Origin of the sequence: Paenibacillus gyeongsangnamensis, from assembly GCF_027533625.1 — a bacterium.
Taxonomy (GTDB): domain Bacteria; phylum Bacillota; class Bacilli; order Paenibacillales; family NBRC-103111; genus Paenibacillus_G; species Paenibacillus_G gyeongsangnamensis.
In genome coordinates, this window is sequence record NZ_JAQAGZ010000015.1 from 178,594 (window position 1) to 202,995 (window position 24,402).

General features: G+C 54.4%; 18 protein-coding genes. 16 read left to right on the forward strand and 2 right to left on the reverse strand.

The features are described from left to right. Positions 1–19: 19 nt before the first annotated feature. The 10 genes from O9H85_RS22535 to O9H85_RS22580 all read left to right on the forward strand — a co-directional run bounded on the left by O9H85_RS22535 (position 20) and on the right by O9H85_RS22580 (position 9,734). Positions 20–1,243 (forward strand): P-loop NTPase family protein, encoded by a 1,224-nt coding sequence (locus O9H85_RS22535; RefSeq protein ID WP_269883669.1) that lies wholly within the window; start codon positions 20–22, stop codon positions 1,241–1,243. Further along, a complete protein-coding gene (locus O9H85_RS22540) occupies positions 1,240–2,901 on the forward strand; it encodes an ATPase, T2SS/T4P/T4SS family (RefSeq protein ID WP_269883670.1) in 1,662 nt (553 codons plus the stop codon). Before O9H85_RS22535 ends, O9H85_RS22540 begins: the two co-directional genes overlap by 4 nt. Then, positions 2,898–3,893, forward strand: coding sequence for a hypothetical protein (locus O9H85_RS22545; protein ID WP_269883671.1), 996 nt, complete (start codon positions 2,898–2,900; stop codon positions 3,891–3,893). The genes O9H85_RS22540 and O9H85_RS22545 overlap by 4 nt, the downstream gene beginning before the upstream one ends. Positions 3,894–3,910: 17 nt before the next feature. Continuing rightward, a complete protein-coding gene (locus O9H85_RS22550) occupies positions 3,911–4,819 on the forward strand; it encodes a hypothetical protein (RefSeq protein WP_269883672.1) in 909 nt (302 codons plus the stop codon). 42 nt (positions 4,820–4,861) lie between these two features. Then, a complete protein-coding gene (locus O9H85_RS22555) occupies positions 4,862–5,119 on the forward strand; it encodes a hypothetical protein (RefSeq protein WP_269883673.1) in 258 nt (85 codons plus the stop codon). Then, positions 5,116–5,514 (forward strand): hypothetical protein, encoded by a 399-nt coding sequence (locus tag O9H85_RS22560; protein ID WP_269883674.1) that lies wholly within the window; start codon positions 5,116–5,118, stop codon positions 5,512–5,514. Before O9H85_RS22555 ends, O9H85_RS22560 begins: the two co-directional genes overlap by 4 nt. A gap of 7 nt (positions 5,515–5,521) precedes the next feature. Next, positions 5,522–6,031: a hypothetical protein gene (locus O9H85_RS22565; protein ID WP_269883675.1), complete on the forward strand. Its 510-nt coding sequence runs from the start codon at positions 5,522–5,524 to the stop codon at positions 6,029–6,031. Then, complete coding sequence (locus O9H85_RS22570) at positions 6,028–7,839, forward strand: hypothetical protein (RefSeq protein WP_269883676.1); 1,812 nt, start codon at positions 6,028–6,030, stop codon at positions 7,837–7,839. The genes O9H85_RS22565 and O9H85_RS22570 overlap by 4 nt, the downstream gene beginning before the upstream one ends. 45 nt (positions 7,840–7,884) lie before the next feature. Beyond that, positions 7,885–8,454, forward strand: coding sequence for an S-layer homology domain-containing protein (locus tag O9H85_RS22575; RefSeq protein WP_269883677.1), 570 nt, complete (start codon positions 7,885–7,887; stop codon positions 8,452–8,454). 83 nt (positions 8,455–8,537) lie between these two features. Further along, complete coding sequence (locus tag O9H85_RS22580; protein ID WP_269883678.1) at positions 8,538–9,734, forward strand: M24 family metallopeptidase; 1,197 nt, start codon at positions 8,538–8,540, stop codon at positions 9,732–9,734. Here the strand turns inward: O9H85_RS22580 and O9H85_RS22585 are convergent. Beyond that, on the reverse strand, positions 9,718–10,230 hold the full coding sequence (locus O9H85_RS22585; protein ID WP_409348184.1) for a YfiT family bacillithiol transferase: 513 nt from the start codon (positions 10,228–10,230) through the stop codon (positions 9,718–9,720). The genes O9H85_RS22580 and O9H85_RS22585 overlap by 17 nt on opposite strands. Positions 10,231–10,554: 324 nt before the next feature. Here O9H85_RS22585 and O9H85_RS22590 point away from each other — a divergent pair, with 324 nt between their 5' ends. After that, on the forward strand, positions 10,555–11,868 hold the full coding sequence (locus tag O9H85_RS22590; RefSeq protein WP_269883680.1) for an S-layer homology domain-containing protein: 1,314 nt from the start codon (positions 10,555–10,557) through the stop codon (positions 11,866–11,868). 34 nt (positions 11,869–11,902) lie between these two features. Then, positions 11,903–18,649, forward strand: coding sequence for a glycoside hydrolase family 78 protein (locus tag O9H85_RS22595; RefSeq protein WP_269883681.1), 6,747 nt, complete (start codon positions 11,903–11,905; stop codon positions 18,647–18,649). Between the two features lie 64 nt (positions 18,650–18,713). Here the strand turns inward: O9H85_RS22595 and O9H85_RS22600 are convergent, their stop codons facing one another. After that, positions 18,714–19,688 (reverse strand): HupE/UreJ family protein, encoded by a 975-nt coding sequence (locus O9H85_RS22600; RefSeq protein WP_269883682.1) that lies wholly within the window; start codon positions 19,686–19,688, stop codon positions 18,714–18,716. A 221-nt stretch (positions 19,689–19,909) separates the two neighbouring features. Here O9H85_RS22600 and O9H85_RS22605 point away from each other — a divergent pair, with 221 nt between their 5' ends. From O9H85_RS22605 to gatB, 4 genes are all read left to right on the forward strand, one after another. Continuing rightward, positions 19,910–20,287: an ATPase gene (locus tag O9H85_RS22605; RefSeq protein ID WP_269883683.1), complete on the forward strand. Its 378-nt coding sequence runs from the start codon at positions 19,910–19,912 to the stop codon at positions 20,285–20,287. Positions 20,288–20,479: 192 nt separating this feature from the next. Further along, on the forward strand, positions 20,480–20,767 hold the full coding sequence (gene gatC / locus O9H85_RS22610; protein ID WP_269883684.1) for an Asp-tRNA(Asn)/Glu-tRNA(Gln) amidotransferase subunit GatC: 288 nt from the start codon (positions 20,480–20,482) through the stop codon (positions 20,765–20,767). 33 nt (positions 20,768–20,800) lie between these two features. Further along, complete coding sequence (gatA, locus tag O9H85_RS22615) at positions 20,801–22,252, forward strand: Asp-tRNA(Asn)/Glu-tRNA(Gln) amidotransferase subunit GatA (RefSeq protein ID WP_269883685.1); 1,452 nt, start codon at positions 20,801–20,803, stop codon at positions 22,250–22,252. A 16-nt stretch (positions 22,253–22,268) separates the two neighbouring features. After that, positions 22,269–23,717 carry an Asp-tRNA(Asn)/Glu-tRNA(Gln) amidotransferase subunit GatB gene (gatB, locus tag O9H85_RS22620; protein ID WP_269883686.1) on the forward strand — a complete coding sequence of 483 codons (1,449 nt, stop codon included), beginning with the start codon at positions 22,269–22,271 and terminating at the stop codon, positions 23,715–23,717. Positions 23,718–24,402 lie beyond the last annotated feature (685 nt).

The following is a 24,402-nucleotide window of genomic DNA, read 5'->3' on the forward strand; positions in this document are numbered from 1 at the left end:
GAAGGGAGTGTTTAATTCATTGAACATACTGCTGCTGTCGGAGGATGTTCGGCTCGCGGAAGCGCTGGAGCGGCTCGGAGGGTTTCATAAATGCTATGTGCTCGGGGAAGCGGCCCTCGCCGCCGAGCCGCCGGAGGAGCTGCTGGCCTCGGTTGGAGCTGTCGTCGTGAGCGAGCGGCTGCTGGACATCGGGCCGGTGCTGGCGCTTCGGGACAAATGCGAGGAGAAGCCTGTTTTCTTCCTGATGGGGAACCGTCAAAATACGCAGGAGCTGAGCCGGCTGCGGGGACTGTGCGCGGCGCATGACATTCATTCGATACTGCCGTACCGGACGGTAGGTCAGATCTGCTCCGAGGTGCAGCGGATTTGCTCCAAGGAGAGCTTGCCGCAGAGCAAAGTAATCGCCATGCTCGGCGCCCTTCCCCAGCTAGGGCTTACCACTAGCTTGCTGCATACGGCCGTTCGTTTAAGCGAACGGACCGGACTCAGGGTCGGCGTGCTCGGGATGAACGGCTGGAATGCGGGCGACAGCGGACTCCTCTATGAAGGCAAGTATTTGGACGATTTGTGGGGCTCGCTGCAAGGAAGGCAGCTGACGGAGGAGGAGCTTCCGGACAAAATGCATCCTTTGGGAGCGAAGGCCAGATTTTTGGCCGGCAGCCGGGATTTGAAGAAGCTGTACTATTACGGCGCCGAAGGGGCGGCCCATCTCATTGAGTGTGCCCGGCGCTGCTTCGATCTGGTGCTGGTCGACGCCGGGAGCTACCCCGACCACGCCTTGGCCGCACAGAGCCTCATTATGAGCGACTTGGTACTCGTTCATCTGAGCCAGAGTCTTCAGGCCAGAGAGCAGTGGCAGCGCATGAGGGAGCAGATCCTGGATCCGGTGCTCGGCTTCGAGCCTTCCCGGGCGCTGCTCGTGCTCAACCGGATGAAGCCGCTGAGCGGTCTCGAGAATGAGAGGCAGCTCGCGCGGCAGACGGGAATTCCGGTACTGGGGATCTTGCCGGAGAGCGAGGAGCTGCAGCTGAAGGAGGCCGAGCGGAGCATCCTGAGAGCCGCTCCGCCGGGATATGCTGCGGAAGTGGATAAGCTGTGCCGGGCCATTATCCGCTATTATGAGCTTTCGGAGCAGGGAACGGAATCAGCCGCGCAGTCGGCGGTCAGGACGGGGGGGCTGGCCGGAGCATGGTGGCGTCGCAGACTGATGGCTTTCGGGCTGAAAGGAGCACTGGGCAAATGAACGGCGTACGGTTTCATATCGGACAGTTCCGTCAGGAACAGACGAAGGGCGCGTACTCCGCTGCAAAAGCACCGGCTGCGGCGGAGATACGGCTCGCTATGCCGGGAGCGGCCCCTGTCCGGCTGCCGTTCGAAGAGGTATGCCGGTTATACAAGGAGCAGGCGAACGCCGAGTTTCTTCGCAAAATCCAGGGCGGCGGCGGAGAGCTTTCTCCCGGCCGGTTATCCAAGCGGGAGGCGGAGCGGGAAGCGGACGAATTCGTCGAGCTGGAGAACCGTGCGATTATCGGCGTGCCGGAGACCGTTACGGCGATCATGGAGCAGATCCAGACCTTCGTCGACCGGATCGGCTGCCACGACTCCGTGCTGCCGCAGTATTACCGGGGACTTCGGGAATATGCCAGCGAGGAGCAGAAGCGGTATGGCGACGTTACGCATGCGGTGTTTCACGAAGTATACGGGTTCAAGGCGCTGGCTTGCTGGCAAGCCTACCCTGACAGCTACGCAGCACAAATCATCGGGACTTCCATTTGGATTCATCATCACGGGAAGCATGAGCGGATGCCGTTTCAGTTCGCTTCCCAGCAGGATGTGGACAAGATCATCAGGGCGCTTACACGGCAGAAGGAGGATGCGGTAGTCAACCTGTATCACACCGCTCTGGAGGTGGATCTATACACGGGAGAACGGGTGACGCTGACCGTGAAGCCCGATGTTCGCCATGACGTCATCACACTGAGGCGTTTTCTGATCGGACGCGTTACGGTGGAGGAGCTGGCGAACCGGGAGCGGCGGACCATTCCGGAAGAGGCGGTTCCGCTGCTTCGGGGATTGTCGAAGACGCATTGTAATTTATTGATCGTAGGCCCGCCGGGTACCGGTAAGAGTACGACACTAAAAGCGCTACTCGCGGAACGCGAGAACCATTACACGGGGGCGGTGATCGAGAAGCATTACGAGCTGGCGGCCAGCCGCGATTTTCCCGAGAAAAAGCTGATTGAACGCGTCACGCACGAGCAGACGTTCCACCACGCGATGGACCAGGTGCTTCGATTCGACGTCGATTATGCCATCATCGGTGAGGTCCGGCGGGTGGAAGCGGAAGGCGCGATGCTGGCCTGCGAGCGGCTATTGAAGGGCTTCGCCTCCACCTACCATACGTGGAAACCGGAGGTCGTGCCCTCCCAGTGGGCCCGGCTGCTCTGCAGCCTGAATCCCGGAGCCCGATTCGAGCAGGAGGAGCGGCGCGTTGCCGACAACATCGATATTATCCTTGTCCAAACCCAAGATACGAGCCGCAGGAACAAACGAGTGAAAAACATCATGGAGCTGCGGCTCGACCGCGGTACGGGGGAAATCAGCACCCATGAAATTATGCGCTGGGATCCTGCGACGGACAGCTGGCAGTACCGCTGCGGATTAAGCGAAGAGCTTCTTGGCGAGATGCGCGAGCTGGAGCCGGCCTGGACCGAGACGGTGCTTCAGACGCTGGGCAGTCTGGAGCGGGAGTCGCCCATTCCTGAGGCGGAAGGAATCAAGGTGTACAACCCGGTGGACGCTTCCCCGTTGTCCCGCATTCACGGCGAGCTGCAGCGGCTCACGGCCGCGTTCAGCCGCCTTGCAGGCCATCCTGGGGAATCGTACGGCGGCGGGTCATGATCCGGCTCTATCCCGTTGTCCTTCCGGCCGTGCTGCTGATGTCGGCGCTGCTGTTCTCGGCCGGCGCCTTCACCCTCTTTCGTCCGCTTCTCCTCCGTCTTAGCCTGGAGCATGCCGCCGAACGCCGCCACCGGAGGCGCATGAAGGAGCTGAATCGTAAGGAGCAAGCCGCTAAGGGAATCGATCAATTGAACAAGCTGACGGGACGCATGTTCCGCGAGCTGGAGCTAATGTTGAAGACGATCCAGGGGGCGCGTTACCGCCCTGGAGCCGTTGAGCGATGGCTGACGGGCGCGATTTCCTCGGGACTCTCGGCCGGGCTGCTCGGATTTTTTTCCTCCGGGGATCTCCGCTTCTCGGTTTTCCTGGGTGTGCTGGTCCCGGGGGTGCTGCTGACTTTCCTGCGGCTTCGCCTGCGGAGCATCCAGCTTCAAAGCGGTTACGATTTGGCCCAGGCGGTCGGAATTTTAGCCGGCAAATACAAGATGAGCCGAGGCAATATGCGGACCGCTCTTAGGCTGGCCGGTCCGGAGATCGCTTCGCCGGCGATCCGCAGAATGTTTTTACATTTAATAAGAGAGGAGTTGAACTACGTTGACCCGCGCGAAATGGAGAAAGCGATTGAAGAACTGGTATATGGGATTCAGACTTCCTTTGCGAAGCAGTTGGGCTTAACCTTGCTCAAAGGGCTGCTCGGAGGAGAGCATGTCGAGCGGACGCTCATGACCATCGACAAGAACATTCACAAGCAGATGGACCTGCTTCGCGATGAAGGCGACTCCAGCTCGGAGGTGCTGCAGCTCAGCTGGCTGCACGTCCTGCTGTTTCCGCTATTGATCGTGCTGATGATCGTGTTTATGGGCGTAAACAGCACGCTCCATTATCAACTGGGCACGGACTCGGGACGGTTCTGGCTGACGGCTGCGATCGGATTCATTCTCGTCTCGCTGCTGATGGCCCTCTGGTTCCGTAAGCCGCCTAACGATTATTAACGCGTGGAGGTGAGAAGATGACTGCGCCTTGGAACGGCTTGGAGAACGGGTATGCGGCGGCTTATACCGCGTTTGGTATTATCCTTTGTTTAATTTATACGACCGCCGCATGGCTCGTCTCCCGGAAGCTTCCTAAGCGGACATCCGTTAAGGACATGACCCGGCTGCAGTACATGAGCTGGAAACGAAAGCTGGCCTCCTCCCCCTTGCAAAAGGAGCTGGAGCGCGCAGGCAGCCCTATGGGCATCAATGCGTGGAAGCTGCAGGCGGGGCGATACGGTATCTTCGCGCTATGGCTCGGCAACGGCTTGATCGAGACCGCCTGGACCGGTTTCGAAGCCGCCGGGTGGCCCGGCATGCTGCTCAAGCTTTGGGGGCCGGTGACATGGCTGCTGCTGACGAATACGAAAGCCTCCCTTGTGACCCTGCTGATCGCCAAGTTCAAGGAGGTACACGACGGAGAGAAGAACCGCGAGCTGTTCATGGTATACAGCATGATCGCGGACGAGCTGAGGGGCGAGCGGAGCCGGCGGCTTAATTTGCATGCGCTGCTCACCAAGCTGAAGGACTATACGGTCCAAATTAAGCCTTCGCTCAATAAAGCGCTTCGGGCGTTCGACGAAGGGCCGCATGAGGCGCTGCGCGTCATGGCCGAGGATATCGGAACCCGGGAGGCCAGGGAGCTCTGCAAGCTGCTCGCCGATCTGGACGCTACGCCCGCGGAGGACATCGCCCAGCTCGTGGACGCAAGGGAGGAGAGCTTCACCCACATGCTGCGGGAAAATCGAAGGCGCCGCCGCAAATTTTTCGGCTCGATCGCCTATGCCGCGGCTTTCAGTCCGCTGCTCATTTATTTGTGGAATGCGCTGAATGTAGCGCAGCAGTATGTGACGGACTTGGCCAGAACCACGAATCATTTCGGGTAAAGTACCCGTTAACGAAGCAGAAGAGAGGACGACGATCTATTTATGAAACCTGCACTGGAAAAATTCCTGATCATCGCGGCTACGCTAGCCGCCATCGGCTTGTTTATATTCGTGGCGCTATGGAGCTCGATCAAAGAAAAGAAAACGCAAATGGACGACTTGTTCAATAATACCAACGTACCCAGCAGCATCAACCTTCAAGCGCCTTCGCCGGAGTGGGTCCGGAGCAAGGACCAGATCGGAGTACTGGCTTTTGTTGAAGAAGGAGCGGCTTCGGGTCCAGATGTAGAGGCCGGATGAAAGCCGCTTTAGTGGAGCTCCTTACGGTATATATCGTCATGCTGCTGCTATTCCAGCCGGTTCTCCACGATATTTACTCAACTAGAGCCCGGGCCGTAGAGATGGTGCTCGATGCCGGCGTGCAGCAGGCGGCGGCTTCGGACAACGGGCGGTTTACGCCCGAGATTATTGAGAGCATAGTCGGAACGCTGGAGCAGACATTTCTTTTGGATCGAAGCGGGATTCGGTTCGAGGGGACGACGGCGCTGACGCCCCGAGGCGAATATATCGAAGGCAAGCTCGCGGTGACGAGTACGCCAAGGTGGCTATTTCGCCGGATGTTCGGTGCAATTGACCGCGACCCTCCGGATATTGTCAGATACGCCAAGCAAATGAGCGAAGCGCCGGTGAGGTAGTCCGAAGGTGAATCGGGTGCTGCTGCTGATGTTTGTCGTGCTGATGTTTTTATATACGACCGGTCTGGAGGCGGACCGCTATTTAACCGATACGGTGCATAACCGTTTGAAATCGGCGCTCAACCGGGGGGCTCACGACGCCTCGCTCCAGGTTGACCGGAGGAAGCTGGCGGAAGGGAGGATTATGTTTGACCGGCCCGCGGCACGGAAAGCGTTCGAGCAGGGACTGCGGAATAATCTGCAGCTGGGCGAGGATGGGCTTCCCTTGCCGCAGACACTGTTCCGGGAGCCGCCGGAGCTCCTTTTCGAGGACTACGTCGACGAGTCCGACCCGGGCGATCTATTTCCGCGGAGTTACGTGCAGACGGACAGAAGCATTACGCAGGTACTGAAGGGCCCCGCCGTCATCTATCAGATCCGCATTCGCATGCCGAAGGCTCATGTTTTCTCGTACGATGGTTATATATACAAAACCGTGATTTACGAATATCCATTGAATGGAGGAACAATCAATTGAAGCAAGCGTACCGGCTCGTTATGGCCGTTATAATGACAGGCACGGTCTTGTGGCAGCTGACCGCTTTCGGCACCGAGGCCCTTGCCGCCGCCACGGCTCCGCCTGCACCGGGAACGATTGAAGTGGTCAACCGGCTGGCGGGAACTGCCGATACGATTACGGTTTTCGGGCTCATCGCCGGAGATGAAGTGAAGGTATATAGCGACCCCGTTACGGCAGGAAGCTTGATTGGCTCTGCCACGGTCCCACCGGGACAAACCCATGCGGTCGTATCAGTCAACCAACTGGGGGAGGGGGCAGGAGTCGTTTACGTTACCGTAACTCGTCCGTCGAACTCGGAGAGCCGGCGTATTCTTAAGAGCTATGCATCCGAACCGGTTGCGGTCCCGCCTCCGGCGGCGTCCATTCGCGTTGCCAATCATAATGAAGGCATCTCGGACCTGGTACGGGTCAGCGGTTTGGCGCCTGGGGATACCGTGCGGGTATATTCCGCAAGTGCGGGGGGAAGTCCCGTCGGAACGGCGACCGCCCTGCCGGGTACGGATACGGCCGAGGTATCAATAGGCCAGCTTGGGCCGGGAGAAGGCCTGATTTATGTTTCGGTGCAAACGGCGGGGAAACGGGAGAGCCGCCGTACTGAGAAATCGGTTCGCTCCGAGCCGCAAACGCCGGCTCTTCAGATTCAGCAGCTGCAGCTTAGTCCGGGGCTGGATAAGCTGTCCGTAACGGGACTGCAGCCGGGAGACGTAGTGAAGCTGTACGCCTCCGAGCATGCGGCCTCGCCGGATTCCGTCATCTCCGTACCGGCCGGTGCGTCAACGGCGAACGTTCCACTTTCGTCCTTGAACTCCGGTGGGGGGAAGCTGTTCGTTTCGCTGACAAGGGCGCCTTTGCTAGAGAGTGGGCGGCTATCGAAGCTGTATGGCCCGGAAGCGGCGACACACAGACTGTCCCCAGGGCAAATTCAGCTGCTCCCGGGAGCCGGGGACTCTTCGGAATCCCTTGTGGTTAGCGGGTTAACGCAGGGCCAAACCGTTCGAGTCTATGCTGAGCCAGCGCTTCAAACCTTGCTTGCCGAAGCATCCGTGGCTTCAGGCGATACGGGAGTGAATCTTCGCTTTTCTTCGCAGAGCGTTCCAGCCGGTATCGTCTATGTGACCTTGACGAACCCTGGCGTCAAAGAAAGCGAACCGGTGACGAAAATGCTGCCGAATGCTCCGGCAACGCCTCCACCGGACCGCTCGCTCATCCGAATCGCCAATCGGGCGGGCCTGCCGGATCTGATTACGGTGGATGGACTGCAGCCCGGGGATCGGATACGCGTGTATGCAGAGCTGTCGTCGCAGACTCCTCTCGCGGAGACGGTCGTTTCCGGCGAGAGAGCTCAGCTGGAAATCGCCCAGCTTGGAGCCGATTACGGAATCGTTTATTTGTCAGCTGTCCGGGGAGCCCAAGCCGAGAGCGTACGGATTCCGAAAGTGTATGCCGCAGAGCCGAGGACACCGGAGCCTTCGGCGGCCCGAATCCACATTATGAACCGGGCCGCAGGATCAGGAATGACGGATGAAGTTGCGGTCGGCGGGCTTAAGCCGGGTGATGAGGTTCGTCTTTATGCGGATCGTACCGCTCCCGAAGTGATGCGTACGTTGAACGGGGATGCGGCAGCGGCTATAGTTGCCTCGGGCGAGACATCGGTAACGATTCGCCAGCTTCAGCTCTTGCCGGAGGGAGGCCGCCTCTATGTTACGGTAACTTCCCAGGGACAGCGGGAAAGCCTGAAGGTCGGCAAGCTTTACGATGCGGAATAATTCTCGGTTCCATTACAAGTATCCATAGAGAGAGGGAGGATTGACATGCGCAAACCGTCCGCCATATTGATGCTGACTCTTGCGCTGATGTTTGCGGCAATCTCCGCGCCGAGATATAAAGCTTTTGCGGAAGAGATAGGGGCCTTCAAAGACACGGCGGGACATTGGGCCGAAAGCGAGATCCGTGAAGCCGTCAAGGCGGGATACGTATCCGGTTATGAAGACGGCACGTTCAAGCCGGAGCGGTCGGTGCTGCGGTTGGAGTATCTCGTCATGCTGGTCAAGCTGATGCAATATCCGGTAGCGCCTGCCGCAAACGCCGGGGCTTGGTACGATTCTTATGTGGATACGGCCAAAGATTTGAATCTGGTGCCTGAAGGTATGCCCGCTGAAGCATGGAAGGAGCGGCTGACCCGGTCGGAGATGCTTCGTATGGCATATGGCTTGACTTATCCGGAAGAGGCTTCCCCTGCCGAGTCCGATATCAACGAATGGGCTCGTGCCGAATCTCTGCTGAACGGCGGCGAGGGTGGAGTGTCCGGACTGGAGCAAACGGCGACCCGCGCTCAAACCGTAGTCTTTCTTGAACGGCTTCGCAAGCTACGGAGCGGTTAAGGTACGGACTTCGATCTTTGCAAAAAGCCTCCGCAGCAGGTATTGTAAAAAGATACAAATACCAAGCGAGTGGAGGCTTCAACGTGACGAACGAACATTTGCAGCGCGTGGCCCGCTTTCAGGAAAAGCTTAAAGTCCTGGGCGTCCAAGGCGCGATGATCACGCAAAATGTTGATTTGTACTATTTCACCGGCTCCATGCAGACCGGATATTGTTTCATCCCGGCCGAGGGCGAGCCGGTGTTCTACGTGCGCCGCAGTGTCGCGCGGGCGCAAGAGGAGGCCGCCGTACATACGCGCCCGCTCGGCTCCTTCCGCGCCTTCGGCGCGGAGCTGGTGCAAGCGTATCCGCAGCTTGCGCCGCAGGCCGGCGGGCCTGCTCCGCAGCTGGCCGCCGAGTTCGACGTGCTCCCGGTGCAACAGCTGCAGCGGCTGCAGTCCGTGCTCCCGCACGTCGAATGGAAGGACGGCTCCGCCGCCATCCGCGAGACGCGGATGATCAAATCGCCGTCCGAGCTGATCTGCATCCGCGAAGCGGCCAGGGTCATCGACGCCGCCTTCGAGGATGCTATGACCGTACTCCAGCCCGGCATAACCGAGCTGGAGCTGATGAGCCGCATCGAGTATGCCATCCGGAGGCAGGGCCATCTCGGAATCATGCGCATGCGCGGCTATAACCAAGAGATCATTACCGGCATGGTCGGCGCCGGCAGCGCAGCCGCTACGCCTACCTATTTCGACGGTCCGGCGGGAGGACTGGGGCTGAGCCCGGCCGCGCCGCAGAGCGCGAGCCGCAGGCCGATCGCAGCCGGCGAGCCGATTCTGATCGACATCGGATGCTGCATCGGCGGTTATGTCATTGACCAGACCCGCACGGTTGTGCTAGGTGCTTTGCCGGACCATTTGAAAAGGGCTTACGATACCGCGGAGCACATTCTCCGTCGCACGGAAGTTATGCTGAAGCCGGGGACAGGCTGTGAGCAGTTATACCTGCAGTCGCTCGAGCTGGCGGAGGAGGCGGGGCTATCCGCTCATTTCATGGGCTACGGCGACGACCAAGTGAAGTTTCTAGGCCATGGGATCGGACTCGAAATCGACGAGCTGCCCGTCTTGGCCAGAGGATTCCGATATGCTTTGGAACCCGGTATGGTCATTGCCATTGAACCGAAATTTACATTCCCCGGCGAAGGGGTAGTGGGCATCGAAAACAGCTACCTCATCACAGAGAGCGGCTTCGAGAAGCTTACCACTACGCGCGAAGGACTTATTTGCCTAGAATAAGCCCGATATGGGCTAAATGATGCTTCCCGTGCCAAGCGTACATCGCGGCGTTTTCGTACAGCAGGACCCGGCCCCGCTCCGGATGGCGGAAGGCGCGCAGCCATGCTTCGGCAGGCAAGCTTAACAAGAGCTGGGCCCACCGGGCATGAAGCGAGTCCAGCAGCGCGAGCGACATCTCCGGGTCTGCGGCCAGCGTATCCGGCAACTGCGCCCAAGCAGCTTCGTCATAAGGCTTGATCACCGGCTCTTCTTCCGTCAGCGCCAGCTTGAACCGGATTAGGCTGTTCATGTGACTGTCCGCCAAATGATGCACCACCTGACGGGCAGTCCACCCGCCCGGCCGATACGGGGTCTCCCATTGATCCGCGTCCAGCTGGGTAACAACCCGGCGCAGCTGCTCCGGCAGATCCGCGATATCCTGAATCCAACCCTGTACTTGATCGAGATCCAAGCCGGCAGGATTCTCAAATTCTCCTATCGGGAAACGCAATGCCATTTCGTTCATATCTTTCATCCTCCCCCAAAATGATTCTTCCTCCATAGCAAACGCAACTAAGAAATGGAGGATCGTGTTATGAATGTACCATATTTTACTGCGAATGCGGAGACAAACCACGGATATGCTCTCCACCCCCAGAGATACTACACATCCTAGAGCGTAATTTGAATACGGAAATCTCAAAGAATTCTCACTTTAGTAGAGGCAAACTTATGAATTTTGATGGATAAATATTGAAAAAGTGGATGGAATGTTGTTTTATATGCATTATGTGGGTGGTTAAGAGCTGCTTGTTGAACTACTAGAAGGGGTGTAGAGGTCATGATAAAAATCGGTACGAAGGGACTTGGAGTATTCGCAGCTTGTTCTCTTCTTGCTTCCTCCTTGCCTTACGCGGTAAATGCCGATGCCAAGTCTTTAAATGACATTTCGGGGCATTGGGCGGCCCAGGCCATTAATACGGCTGTAGACAAAGGATATGTGGACGGATATCCGGACGGAACCTTTAAACCGGAGTCGAAAGTAACCCGAGCCGAATTTCTTTCTTTATTGCTAAAAGCCTTGAAGGTAGCTCCTGCGCCGGGGGCTGGGAACGATTGGTATGTTCCCTATGTTAATACTGCTGTGACTTGCGGAATTCATAAGTATGAAGATTTTACGACTGGCGACTGGAACTCTGCTTTAACCCGCTACGAAATGGCCCGCCTGACGGCTCGGGCTGCTCTCGGGCAGCAGAATCAGGATGACAAGAAGTGGATGTATTTGGCGACAAAAGCCGGATTGATCAACGGTTTGGATGATACCGGTACGCTGGGTGAAGATCAGACGACGACGCGGGCTCAGGCCATTACGATTATCGAGCGCGTGTTGAAAATCGCAGCCGGTGAAAAATTGCCTTGGGACAAACACGCTGTATCTCGGGCAGAGGTGGCTTGGCACGGAACCAACGTCTTTACGATGTGGCCGCGCTACTTCGATGAAAAGAACATCGGGAAGTTCGATATTTCCAATTTCCAATGGGCCGCGGCTGATGGAAAGTATAGCGAAAAGGTCCTGAACTTTACCGTTGTTGATATGGAGGACCCCAACGATCCGTTCAGGGCAGAAGTTGAAGGAATGCAGTTTGAATTCTTAGACTGGCGTTCGGGCAGTCAGGATCTATTCTATAGTAAAGCCACTAGTAACTCTTACGTAACATTCAGTAAGATACAACAAAATATAACGGGTTCATATCCCGGTGGATTTAATTTTTCTTTTGGAGGTACTGTTAGCGTTTCAAAAATAGTTCCTGAAGAGATTATGAATCACATGGATAATTCATGGGAGAAAAACTATGAAAAACAAGCTGATGGGCAGCAGGTAGAGTACTCGAAGTTATTTACAGGAATGCCTCAAATAGAGTGGCATAAAGCGCATGGCCATAATCCAGGATACGTAAAAGATATGCCCAAAGAAGGTGGTACGTTTTACTGGTATTCAGCTCAGTTGCATCCAAAGGGAGATTATTTCAGTGCAGTAAAGAATCTTATGAATATATCTTATGGCCCTTCAACTGAATATCAATTAAAAGTTGGTCCTAAAAGCCGTGGTGTATCTTTTACTGGTTACACGAACTATGATGTTAAAAATCCATAAGAATGGTTTTAATCTGGTGTGGTGAGAGTATCGGATGCGAAAAATAAGTTTTCTAATGCTATTTGTAATTCTTTATTCTATCTTATCTCCGTTTATTGAATTACTTCCAGCGAGAGCTGCTAGGTCAACTTCGGGTCCTATCGATGTATATATTGCATACGATTCTACATTTAAAGATTTGGAAAATGGACGATCAGCATCATCTGTATCTAGCGTGGATCCGAATCGAATTTATGCCAATGGTTCTTACTATGATCTATCTGGAACCACAATGAACCTCTCTGATTTGGGCATTGATACGAGCCAATTGGAAAGCGCGAATCTAAAATCATTTGATGGACAGCAACTGGGAAACTGTACACCATCATCATGCGTTTTTGGCACTTTAAATGGAAAGCCAGTAAACGTTCAAACAGATGAAAACAATGATTCTGGTTACTTCGACTGGTGGAGAAACTTTGCCGGTGGACCTCACTCATACTGGTGGTCTTACGATCATCGAAATGGAGAGACTTATTACTTCGGTGAAGACGAAAATCACAATCGGGTATATTCCAATCCTTGGGGAGACTGCGGACCAGCCCCATGTGATTATCCTGGGGATTTTAGTTCTATACTACCTTGGGATATGGATATGTCGGCATACCCTTTTCACGGACTGGATGCTAATGGGGTATCTATTCAGGTTAGTTCTGAATCTGTTGCTTCTAAGGCTGCAACTGTTGAGGCTACAGGGAATCAAATAGGCCCTGCACAAAATATAGCAATGAACGGAAATACAGTTACATGGAAGCAATATATAGGTCCGTTTAAAGCTGGTGGTACTCTTCTACCAGGGGGTCAGCCGGGAACGAAGGGAATAAGCTGGGCTTATACAAACTCGGTTCAAATGTCAGGGGTTACTTACTTATACCCGAAAAAATGGACACTGACGCTAAATTACAAGCCCTCAGGCAAGCCGGACTTGGTACCCTCCAGTTTAACCGCCTCCAGTTCTTGTATTGCAGCAGGTGTACCGACTACGTTTACCTTGAAATACAAAAACATCGGCGTTAGCACTCCGGATACCTTCTACATCGATATTTCCATCGACGGTAGCTCCGTTAAAACCATTACAGTGAACGGGTTATCCGCTGGAGCTGAATCCTCCTCAACCTTTGAGTATACTTTTCCAACGTCCGGCTCAAAAACCTTCCTGGTGAAGATGGATTCCACCGATGTAATCGATGAAGGGATGAACAAGGGAAATAACACCCTATCGCAGCCTGTAACCGTACAAGCTTCATGCGGTGAGGGAGGAGGAACCGTTGATCCCCCGCCAGAAGGAAGCGTTAATATCGACGCTGATTTCAAAATCATGAAGGATATCGTAGAGTGGAAGGAAAATAACTTGTTCACCCCTACGAAGATCGAGGTTACAGGTTCATGCAGCTACAAAGAGCATTATTTTTCAACGTATCAACGGTCAGGCCAGCCAGACGAAGCCTATTATCAATATGCTCCTCATACAAATAAGACCGGAGCTACGGGAATGGGATGGCCATACCAATCCAAGACGAGTCCGGTTACGCCGGGCCGAGTGGACGTTATCATGGTTGTCAAAACGGACTGCGACGAGATCAAGGCCGTGACGCACAGCTTCACCATAAAAGCGCCGCCTGTCTTACCTCCAACGCTTGAAATCGCATGGGTAGACCCTTCTGTCCCGAACACGCCTATTTATACAAGCATTGTCGGACTGAAGGCGAGCTTGAAAGTTATGAAGGCGGAAGATCCGAACGGCGATCCTGTAACCAAGTTCGATTGGGATTTCCCGGGATCTAATAGCACGTGGGTTCAAAACCTTCCAGGAAAATACGGCTGGAGCAGGCCCTACAGCCAGAAGCAGTACGACAATATTACGTTGGAGACTGCGGGGGCTCATAAAGTTTGTGCTACGGCCACGAGCGCCAGCGGTGGAGTTTCGGCTCCGGCCTGTGCCATGATCACGGTGAAGGGGCCTAACCCGACGCCGATTATTACTGGCGGTACATCGGTTAAGGTTTACCGAACGTTGAACCCTCCGCTCAGCAGCGATCAGAGTTTCACGGACTATCCCGGCCGCAGCATCGATCACAGCCGTGACGAATGGACGAATAAAGCCGGCTCCTATTCAACACCGGGAACCGTAACCGTTACGTTGGATGTTTTAGATAATACAGGCTTAAAGTCTTTAGCTCCAGCAACGCATAATATCACGGTATTACCGGATATTCCTCCGGTTCCGGACTTAGCTTACAGCAGCACGATGGTTCGGGGGAATCCAAGGTCGTTTAGAAACACCTCGTACTCTCCGGACGGAGATACGATCGTACAGTACCAAGTCACTCATGGATACGTTTCGCAAAACAACGGCAGCTGTAGTCCCTACGAAGTGCTGGATTCCAACGACAACAACGACTTTACCTTTAACCCAACTTTAGTAGGTAAGTATTGCTTCAACGTGTTCGCAAAAGAGGACTATGGGTTGACGGCGAATAAGGTATTCATGGTGGATGTTGTAAACAATGCACCGGAAGCTACCTTTACGGTTAGCGGTGATGCTTCGGAACCGGATCCACCCGATTTAGTCAGCATTCCTCCGAGTCAGTTTGTGGGTGGTTCTTGGACGAATACCAATCTGGATGGGAAGAGGTTGCCCTCGATGTGGAGAGCAACTGCTAACGGCACGTTATCAACTATCCCTCGAAATCCGGATGTTATCAATGAGTTTTATGATTTCGCGCCATCAATGTTGAAAAACTATTCAACGCCAGGTTATACCCAACCAGTAACCGCAACCTCTGGACAGAGGATTGTCTTCTCTCCAAACCTCCATGATCCAAGAGCAACTTACACGCAAGTAAGAACATACCTCGGGAATGGGGCATTTATAGGGACGCAGGACGGCTGTGCGCCATTTGATAGTTCTTGTGGTAGTGGTAATGGATCACTCTTAGTCGTAAACCCATACTTTCCTTCAGTAGAGTTAGCTTTCGGGAAAACCAGAGATCTAGGACATACGTACAATGAGTTATTGGGAGAGGTCATTGTAACCCAGAGTCTAGGAACCACTTCGCACGGCAGCCATTGGTACAATAAGTCTAGCTGGAAACGATATAAGGCGTCCAATTTGCAGTCGGGTAATGCTTATGTTGAAGCTTCCGGTACGGTGGAACTTCCTCAGACAAATGGAGATCCAATTTATGGGACGCCAGCTACATATAGTGATGGGTCCACCAACGCTTATTCCAGTAATTCGGGTTATAACGGCACCCTTGGCGATGGTGGAGCTGGTATAAAGTTCCTCTATGACTGGAAGGCTGTAGACATCAAGAACGCAAAGATGATGCATTATCGGACCCCGAATAATTCTTCACTCTACAAAACTGATGATCTTTCTGGTATATGGGGACCGTCTCAGTGGAACTTGGGTGAATGTGCTAAAGAAGATTTTCAAGGGAACATCTGGTGTGCCTTTAACAACTTTGTTATGAAGCTTGATGCGGAAACGGGGGCACCAACGGTTGTAGCAAGCGGATTTCCGCAAATTGACCTGATGGCCTACTATACTACCTATTGGCAACCCAACGTAACACTGAGCATGAATGCGGATAAGACTCTTGCTATGTTTAACGCGTATTATACTCGAAATGGTGTTGTAGATCCCTTCTACAAAAAGTACATCGATACTCGAACAAATCAGCAATTCGATGCGATTCCTCCGGGGTATAATACTGATTTTAGCTCAACAAAGGATGATTATTTCCGTCGGCCTACTAACGGGTTCGGATTATTCACTACTACTGTATCTTGTACGAAATACGATCCGGACATGGGATACTATCAATCCACGTGTGATGTAAAAGTTCCTGGAGACGTTGGTGCAAAGTCCCAGCTCGGAGGCGATGTTTGTTACGTTGTTGGGGATGATGGAATCCTTTGTGGTGGACTGCTAAAAAGTGACGGTACCGTAGACCCTCCTTACTTCATTAGGTATACTCCAGATGGGACGCAGACACCGACCACAAATGAATATTTCACCTTCGGTCAGCTGATAAATTACGGTATGACTCCTATGCAGGACGGGGAAATCAACTACAGCTTGAAGTTTAATGTACTCAAGAATGATGAAATCCCGGCCGGTATGGGCTTCCGTATCCAAGATTCTAAAAATATGTACAGGATCGAAGCGGCAAAAAATAAAGTCCGGCTCATTAAAATCGTTAACGGCCGTAAAACAACCCTCGGCCAGTCAACTCGGCCATTAACCGAGGGTGCATGGAACAGCTATCGGATCAAGCTCAGTGGGACACAGATACGCGTTTATGAGAACGGAACCAAACTATTCGACTTAAATGATGGAACCTATGCTCAAGGCACCTTCGGTCCGTTCTCCTTAGCTGAAAGAGCAGAGTTTAAAGGCATTTATACCATCGATTATCCGCCTTCCTCGATGTATAGGGTCAACGGTGTTGCCATTGTAGATACAGCGGTCCATTACGAAACCACCTACTACGATCAGGAAAACGATCCGGCCTATGCTCCTGGAACACAGTGGCATTACGATCATACCGATCCTTGGCGATTCCTCGATGCAGGGGATGGAAAGATAGGCGTCTCCGCGGTGAATGGGCATACCGTAAGCGGTCCGGTCCTGAGCTTTGATAAAGTGGGGCTGTACACGATAAAGTACAGGCTGCCGGACGATCCGAATCCAGACCACCGTTTGGCATACGGAGATACTAGTTTCCAAAGCTATTCGCAATATTCGGATTGGTACAGCCGTAATTTGATCGTCCATCGGAGACCGATTGTCCAGTTTACCGTCTCACAAGCATCGGCCAACAGTTTGGTAACATGGTCGAATAGCAGCTACGATCCCGATCATTGCGACAGCGGGTTGAACTGTCAAAACGGCTACCAAACGAATCATGGAATTTACTACGAGAAGTATTATTACATTACGCCGAGCGGAAACCGCATCATCGGCAAGCTCGTTCATCCGACCGAATCCGGTACATATACGGTAGGGAAGGCTGTTGGGGATGAGTACCGCGCCTGGAGCGATTTCATGGAACAGACCTTGAATGTCGATTGTTCCGTATGTGCTCCGAATAATCCGCCAACCGCTGTGCTGACGTTTCCGAACGGAGGAATTAGTAACCCAAGTCCGGTTACTCTTCAGCCGACGATCACTTGGAATCAGGGCGACCCCGATCCGGGAACTGTGTTTACGGTATTTGATCTGGAGATTAGGGACGTCAACGGGAATTGCTACGAATGCGTCTATAACCGCTCAATGAATACATTGAATACCTCATGGGCGTGGTCGATGGACATGCCGCTTCAGATGGGGGGACAATATCAGGTCCGGGTACGCGTATCCGATGGAGAAATGTTCTCGGCTTGGAGCAACATCGGCTGGATGATTACGAACCGGCCGCCGGTAGCTTACATGAGCTTCCCGTACGGAACGCAAGCAAGTCCAACGATGGTATCGACGGTAAGGCCGCAATTCATCTGGTCTCAAACCGATCCGGACCCCGGGACGACGTTTACTTATTTCCAATTGCAAGTTGCGAATGCAGCAAATGCCGTTGCAATGGATACCGGCAACGTTTGGGAGGGGACGACCTCCACCACAGGGTACTTTACGCCTGGAATGGACATGCCAACGAATGAGCCAATGCGTGTGCGGGTGCAAGTGATGGATGGATACGCTTGGTCCGGGTTTTCTCCGGATGCCTGGATGATCATCAACCGTCCGCCGACCGTAGCTCTGACATTTCCGACAGGAACCTATGCAGCTCCGAATGTCATCGGGACCGGCACGCCGACCATATCGTGGATACAAGGGGATCCGGACCCGCAGGTTATTTTTACGGCATATCAGGTCCAAGTGCTGAGCGAAGGAGGGGCTGTACTGGCCGATTCCGGAAAACAGCCGCAGAACACCACGGCGACAACGGGGAGCTGGATCGTCAATACGCCGCTGCCGCAAGGCCGGAAGCTGCAGGTGCGCGCCGCCGTATGGGACCAATACGATGCTTCTTCCGGATGGTCCGCGGCAGGCTGGATGTATATCAACCGCCCGCCGGTTGCCGAATTCGATTGGACCCCTCAACCGGCTTATGAAGGCGATACGATAACGCTCGTAAACCAGTCTTCCGATCCGGATGGAGATCCTTTAACGTATCTGTGGCAAATGACCGGGCCCGACGGCTACAGTCGTTCCCATACGAGCATGAACGCCTCCATTGAAGCTGCGGATACGGATTACCATCCCGGTAATTATGTCGTTACCTTAACCGTCTGCGATCCGTTCGGAGCTTGCGACACCCTAACGAAAACCGTTCCTGTAGGCGACCTGACGGTGAAAGGGTTTGTAAACCATTTTGACGATTGGAATAAGAAGCGCCGGAGCTTTAATACGAGCATGACGGGTGATCCCGAAGCTCCGCGTCCTTACGAGATGTTTTGGGCGGGGGAAGGGTTTAAGCTGGAAGCTCAAACCCCGATAGCGGCGGAGTGGGTGCAGGTGCAAATGGAGTATACGGAACTGGAGGCCTTCCTCGGCAGCATTGATGCCATAGTCTGGAGCGGACAATTCGTAAACGACAAGCTCGGAACGCTTCCGGATCGAAGGTACCGGTTTACTTTTACCGCCAAATGGCCCAACGGGCATATCGAAAAGGATGTCGTAACCATCCTCGTTAAAGACGCTTGGATTGATTTCAGCAACACGGTTCGCAAGCTCTAACCCATGCAGCGGGCGTCTGTCGGCTTACCAGCGGATAGACGCCCGCCGCTTCTTTAAAGCCATGTCACCCCCAAACACCCATCCGTTCCAGCGCCCATTTGACCGCGAACACCAGGACGACCGCCGAACCGGCCAGCATGATTTTGCGGTAATACGGACGCTTCTGCAGCAGGAGCAGCAGCGGCATGACGACGGCTACGACGAATAACTGTCCGGTCTCGACGCCGAGATTGAAGGTCAGCAGGGAGCTGACGAAATACGACTGCGGCAGGCCGATCTCCTCCAGCGCGCCGGCGAAGCCGAGCCCGTGAATGAGGCCGAACGCGAACGTGAGCAGCCAGCGCAGCTCGTTTTTGCCGGAAACGATATTCTCCACCGCAACATAGGCGATCGTAAGAGCGATGCCGGTTTCAATCCAAACGGACGGAAGATGAACGACTCCCGTTGCCGCCAGAAACAAGGTGATGCTGTGCGCGACGGTGAATGCCGTCACGATCCTCAGTATGTCCTTCACCCTCGTGGAGATGAGCAGCAGGGAGACAAGGAACAACAGATGATCGTATCCGGTCAAAATATGCTCCACGCCCAGGAGAAAATATTTTCCCAACGTGGACCAGAGGCCGGCCGGATGAAGCGAAACGTAATGATAGGAACGATGGGCGGTATCGAGCACGGTTTGATCCACATCCTGCCCTTCCATAAACAGCACGAAATTGATGTGCATCGGATCCGAATCGTCGAAGAGCAGGTCATAGTGCAGCGTAAAGCTTTCGATCGGCTGCTGCGCCGTATAATCCAGATTAAAGCTGACGCCTGGAATCGTATCCTTCTCGTTCGAATGCATGTCCTTCAGCGAGAAACGCATCGGCTGCTGGTTTTGGTCCAAGCGGATACCCCGTTCCAGATAAGAAGCAATCGCGTCGCGCTGCTGCTCCAGCTCCGTCTGCGAGATTTTTTTATCCCCGTCCTTATCGAACCTTAGTAGACTGACCTCCGGAATAAACAGCTCATAGTGCACCGTCTGCGATTCGATAGTCAATTGGGAGTATCCGTTGTTCAGGGGATGAGCCTGGACGGGCACACTACCATTGATAACCCCCCAAATACATGATAAAATTAATAGAATTAAACATAGCGTTTGACGACCGGCGCTGATCTGATTCATGGGACACCTCAATGCAATGATCTCTTTGTCCTATACTAGCTTTTTTTTGAACATGAATCAAAAGCTCGATCGGTATTCTAGAAGGAGGAACGTCCATGCTGCGTTTGGGGCAAAAGGTAGTCATAGTTGCGGACAGTTTCGAGCAAAATCTTCCGATCGGCGAATACGGATATATTATCGCGTACGACCGGAATGCGGATAACGTGTTTGATTACGTCATCCGGATACCGAAGGCGGGCAAGCATTATTTCGTGCCGGGGGCCGACATCGAACTCGAGGAAGTGCTGATCCAGCAGGAAGTGGACCGGCTTGAGCGGGAAGCGCTGATCGACTTTGCGCTCGCTACCAAGAATGAAGAGCTGTTCCGCCGCATTATGAACGGGGATGCGGAAGAACCCGTTGCCGAAATATCCAAGGAAGTGCAGGCCAAGGAGGATTTCATCAAGCAAATCAACCTGAAGGCTTGGATTTAGTCCACCGGTATCATTCGAACTTTCCTTTAAAAAATCAACCGGCTTGCCCCATCCCGAGAAGGACGGAAGGCAACCCGGTTTTTTTGTGCGCCCCTGGGTCACTGCGCTTTTTGCCCGGGGCCAATTGAGTTCAAATACCATCTAAGCTATAATAATAGGAATGATTGCGAAGAGAGAAGCGAGGTGCAGGAAATGAGCATTACGATCCAAGATGTAGAGCATGTTGCCGGTTTGGCGCGCCTTACGCTGACGGAGGAAGAAAAAGAGCAATTCACCGGGCAGCTCAACGCCATTCTGAAATACGCCGAGCAGCTCAACAAGCTGAATACCGACGACGTCGAGCCGACGAGCCACACGATGCCGCTGGTGAACGTGCTTCGCGAAGATGTGGAGAAAGAGTCGCTGCCAGTAAGTAAAGTGCTGCTGAACGCGCCGGACGAAGAAGACGGCCAAATCAAGGTTCCGGCCGTACTCGAATAACCGCTGTCCGATAATCGAAGGGAGGACCCCTGCTTGTCTTTGTTTGATTTGCGATTGCAGGAACTGCATAACAAGCTTCATGCTAAAGAAATCACCGTCACCGATCTGGTGGACGAGTCCTATAAACGTATTGCCGCCGTGGACGGCAAGGTACAGGCTTTCCTTAAACTGGATGAGGAGGGCGCACGGGAAACAGCCCGCCAGCTCGACGGACAAGCCGGAGAAGAGCGCGGACTGCTGTTCGGGCTGCCGATCGGCATTAAGGATAACATCGTTACCGAAGGCTTGACGACGACCTGCGCCAGCCAATTTTTGCGCAACTACAATCCGATTTACGATGCGACCGTCATGCGCAAGCTGAAGCGGGCCCAGACGGTAACGGTCGGCAAGCTGAACATGGACGAATTCGCGATGGGCGGCTCCAACGAAAACTCGAGCTTCCACCCGACCTATAACCCTTGGAACCTGGATTATGTTCCGGGCGGCTCCAGCGGAGGCTCGGCGGCGGCTGTGGCGGCGGGCGAAGTCTATTTCTCGCTCGGCTCCGACACGGGCGGCTCGATCCGTCAGCCTGCGGGTTATTGCGGCATCGTCGGCTTGAAACCTACCTACGGGCTCGTCTCCCGTTTCGGCCTCGTGGCGTTCGCGTCCTCGCTCGATCAGATCGGTCCGCTGACGAAGAACGTCGAAGATAGCGCTTATTTGCTCCAGGCCATCGCTGGACACGATCCGCAGGACTCGACCTCGCTGAATGTGGATATTCCGGATTACCTCAGCGCGCTGACCGGGGACGTCAAGGGTCTCCGCATTGCGCTGCCGAAGGAATATTTCGGCGAAGGCATCGATCCGAAGGTGAAGGATGCCGTGCTGACGGCCCTCAAAGTACTGGAAGGCCAAGGCGCGGTCGTGGAAGAGGTCTCGCTCCCGCACTCCGAATATGCCGTAGCCGCATACTATTTGCTGGCTTCCTCCGAAGCCTCCTCCAACCTGGCGCGCTTCGACGGCGTCCGGTACGGCGTGCGCGCGGAGAACCCGAACAACCTGCTGGAGCTGTACACGAGGTCGCGCAGCGAAGGCTTCGGTCCGGAAGTAAAGCGCCGGATCATGCTCGGAACGTACGCGCTCAGTTCCGGCTACTACGATGCGTACTACCTCAAGGCGCAGAAGGTGCGTACCTTGATCAAGCAAGATTTTGATCAGGTTTTCGAGAAGTATGACGTGGTCATCGGACCGACGGCCCCGACGACGGCCTTCAAGATCGGCTCCCAGATAGACGACCCGCTCACGATGTACTTGAACGATATATTGACGATTCCCGTCAACCTGGCGGGCGTACCGGCGATCAGCGTGCCTTGCGGCTTCGCGGACGGATTGCCTGTAGGCCTGCAAATCATCGGCAAGGCGCTGGACGAATCGACGATTCTGCGCGTCGCTCATGCGTTTGAGCAAACGACCGAACATCACAAGCAGCGCCCGCAGCTGTAGAAAGGAGACGACACCTGTGACCGCAGCAACCGATAAGAAATATGAAACGGTAATCGGACTTGAAGTCCACGTTGAACTGCATACGAAGTCCAAAATCTTTTGCGGCTGCTCCACTGCTTTCGGAGCTCCGCCGAACTCGCACACGTGCCCTGTCTGCCTGGGCCATCCGGGCGTGCTGCCCGTGCTGAACAAGCAGGCTGTGGAGTACGCGATGAAAGCGGCCATGGCGCTGAACTGCCAGGTGGCCGACGTCACGAAATTCGACCGGAAAAACTATTTTTACCCCGACTCTCCGAAGGCTTATCAAATCTCGCAGTACGACAAGCCGGTAGGCGAGCACGGCTGGATCGAGATTGAAGTGAACGGCGAGACGAAGCGGATCGGCATCACCCGCGTCCATCTCGAAGAAGATGCGGGCAAGCTGACGCATGTGGACGGCGGCTATGCCTCCCTGGTCGACTTCAACCGCGTCGGAACGCCGCTCATCGAGATCGTCTCGGAGCCGGACCTCCGCTCCCCGGAGGAAGCCCGTGCATATCTCGAGAAGCTGAAGGCTATCATGCAGTACTGCGACGTCTCCGACGTGAAGATGGAGGAAGGCTCGTTGCGCTGCGACGCGAACATCAGCTTGCGTCCCTTCGGGCAGGAGCAGTTCGGCACGAAGGCCGAGCTGAAGAACATGAACTCGTTCCGCGGCGTTCAGAGAGGCCTCGAGTACGAGGAATGGCGCCAGGCGGACGTGCTGGAGAGTGGCGGCAAGGTCGTTCAGGAAACGCGCCGCTGGGACGAAGGCCAAGGCAAGACGCTGACGATGCGCAGCAAAGAGCAGGCGCACGATTACCGGTACTTCCCGGATCCGGACCTCGTATCTCTGCATATCGACAAGGAATGGAAGGAGCGCATCCGCGCATCGATTCCGGAGCTGCCGGACGCCCGCAAGCAGCGCTATGTCACGGAGTACAGCCTGCCGAGCTACGATGCCGAAGTCATCACCTCGTCGATCAAGGTAGCGGATTTCTTCGAGGAAAGCTTGAAGTATACGAGCGATGCCAAAGCGGTATCCAACTGGATCATGGGCGACCTGCTCGGATATTTGAACGCGAACAACCTGGAGCTTTCCGAGGTGAAGGTGACCGGCAAGGGACTCGGCGAGATGATCGGTCTGATGGAAAAAGGGACCATCTCCAGCAAAATCGCCAAAACCGTGTTTAAGTCGATGCTTGAAACAGGTAAGGATCCGCAGACGATCGTGGAAGAGCAGGGGCTCGTCCAGATCAGCGACGAGGGTGCCATTAAGGCCGTTGTCGACCAGGTGGTGACGAACAGCCCGCAGTCCGTTGCCGACTTTAAGGCGGGCAAGGATAAAGCGGTAGGCTTCCTCGTCGGCCAGGTGATGAAGGAAACCAAAGGGAAAGCGAACCCGGGATTGGTGAACAAATTGATTCTGGAGCGCTTGAATCAATAATGGGACGAATCTCCCGTGGAACCGCCACGGAATGACATACGCCTAAGAAGTGGTATGTCCGTTAGCCGACAAGGTCGGATGGAGCGGATATACCGCTTTTTTTTCAGTTGAGCGTGCCCAGAGGCACGCATCTTCTTGCCGGTGAAAGTCCGGTCGCGGGAGGGACCAAGCCCCCGCGTAGCTAGGATGCCTACGTATAGCGAAAGCAGTACGTAGAAGCGCATCGACGGAAGTACCTGTCAGAGACAGGGCAAGCAACATGCCAGGCCGTAACATAAAGTGAATCCTGCCGCGTCGTTAAAAAGGCCTCGCAAGAGGGAGAAGAGGGAGCCGAGTCCCGTCAATGTGGATGAAGGCCATGGAAGCTGCTAGGAACTTGGAGCGGCAGCGAAGAATCCTCCGGCGTAAGGGGATCGGCATGGCATGAAAGAGGATGCAGTGAACTGGGGAGACCCTCCCCTGCACGGAAGTTTTTTTTTAAAAGACCGTAAAAAGGCGCTCTATAAGCCCAAAAAGTGAAGTGAGCCGTCTGCAGGAAGGGAGTCCGAGGGGCGCATAGTACCAATGAATGCAGGACAACACAACCTGCGGGAGGGAAGGAGCCCTACTTTGTTCATGTTTCTTAAGGAGGTACGAGTCAGTGAATGCCAAGAGGCTAACGACACCAAAGGAAAACGTTCAACAA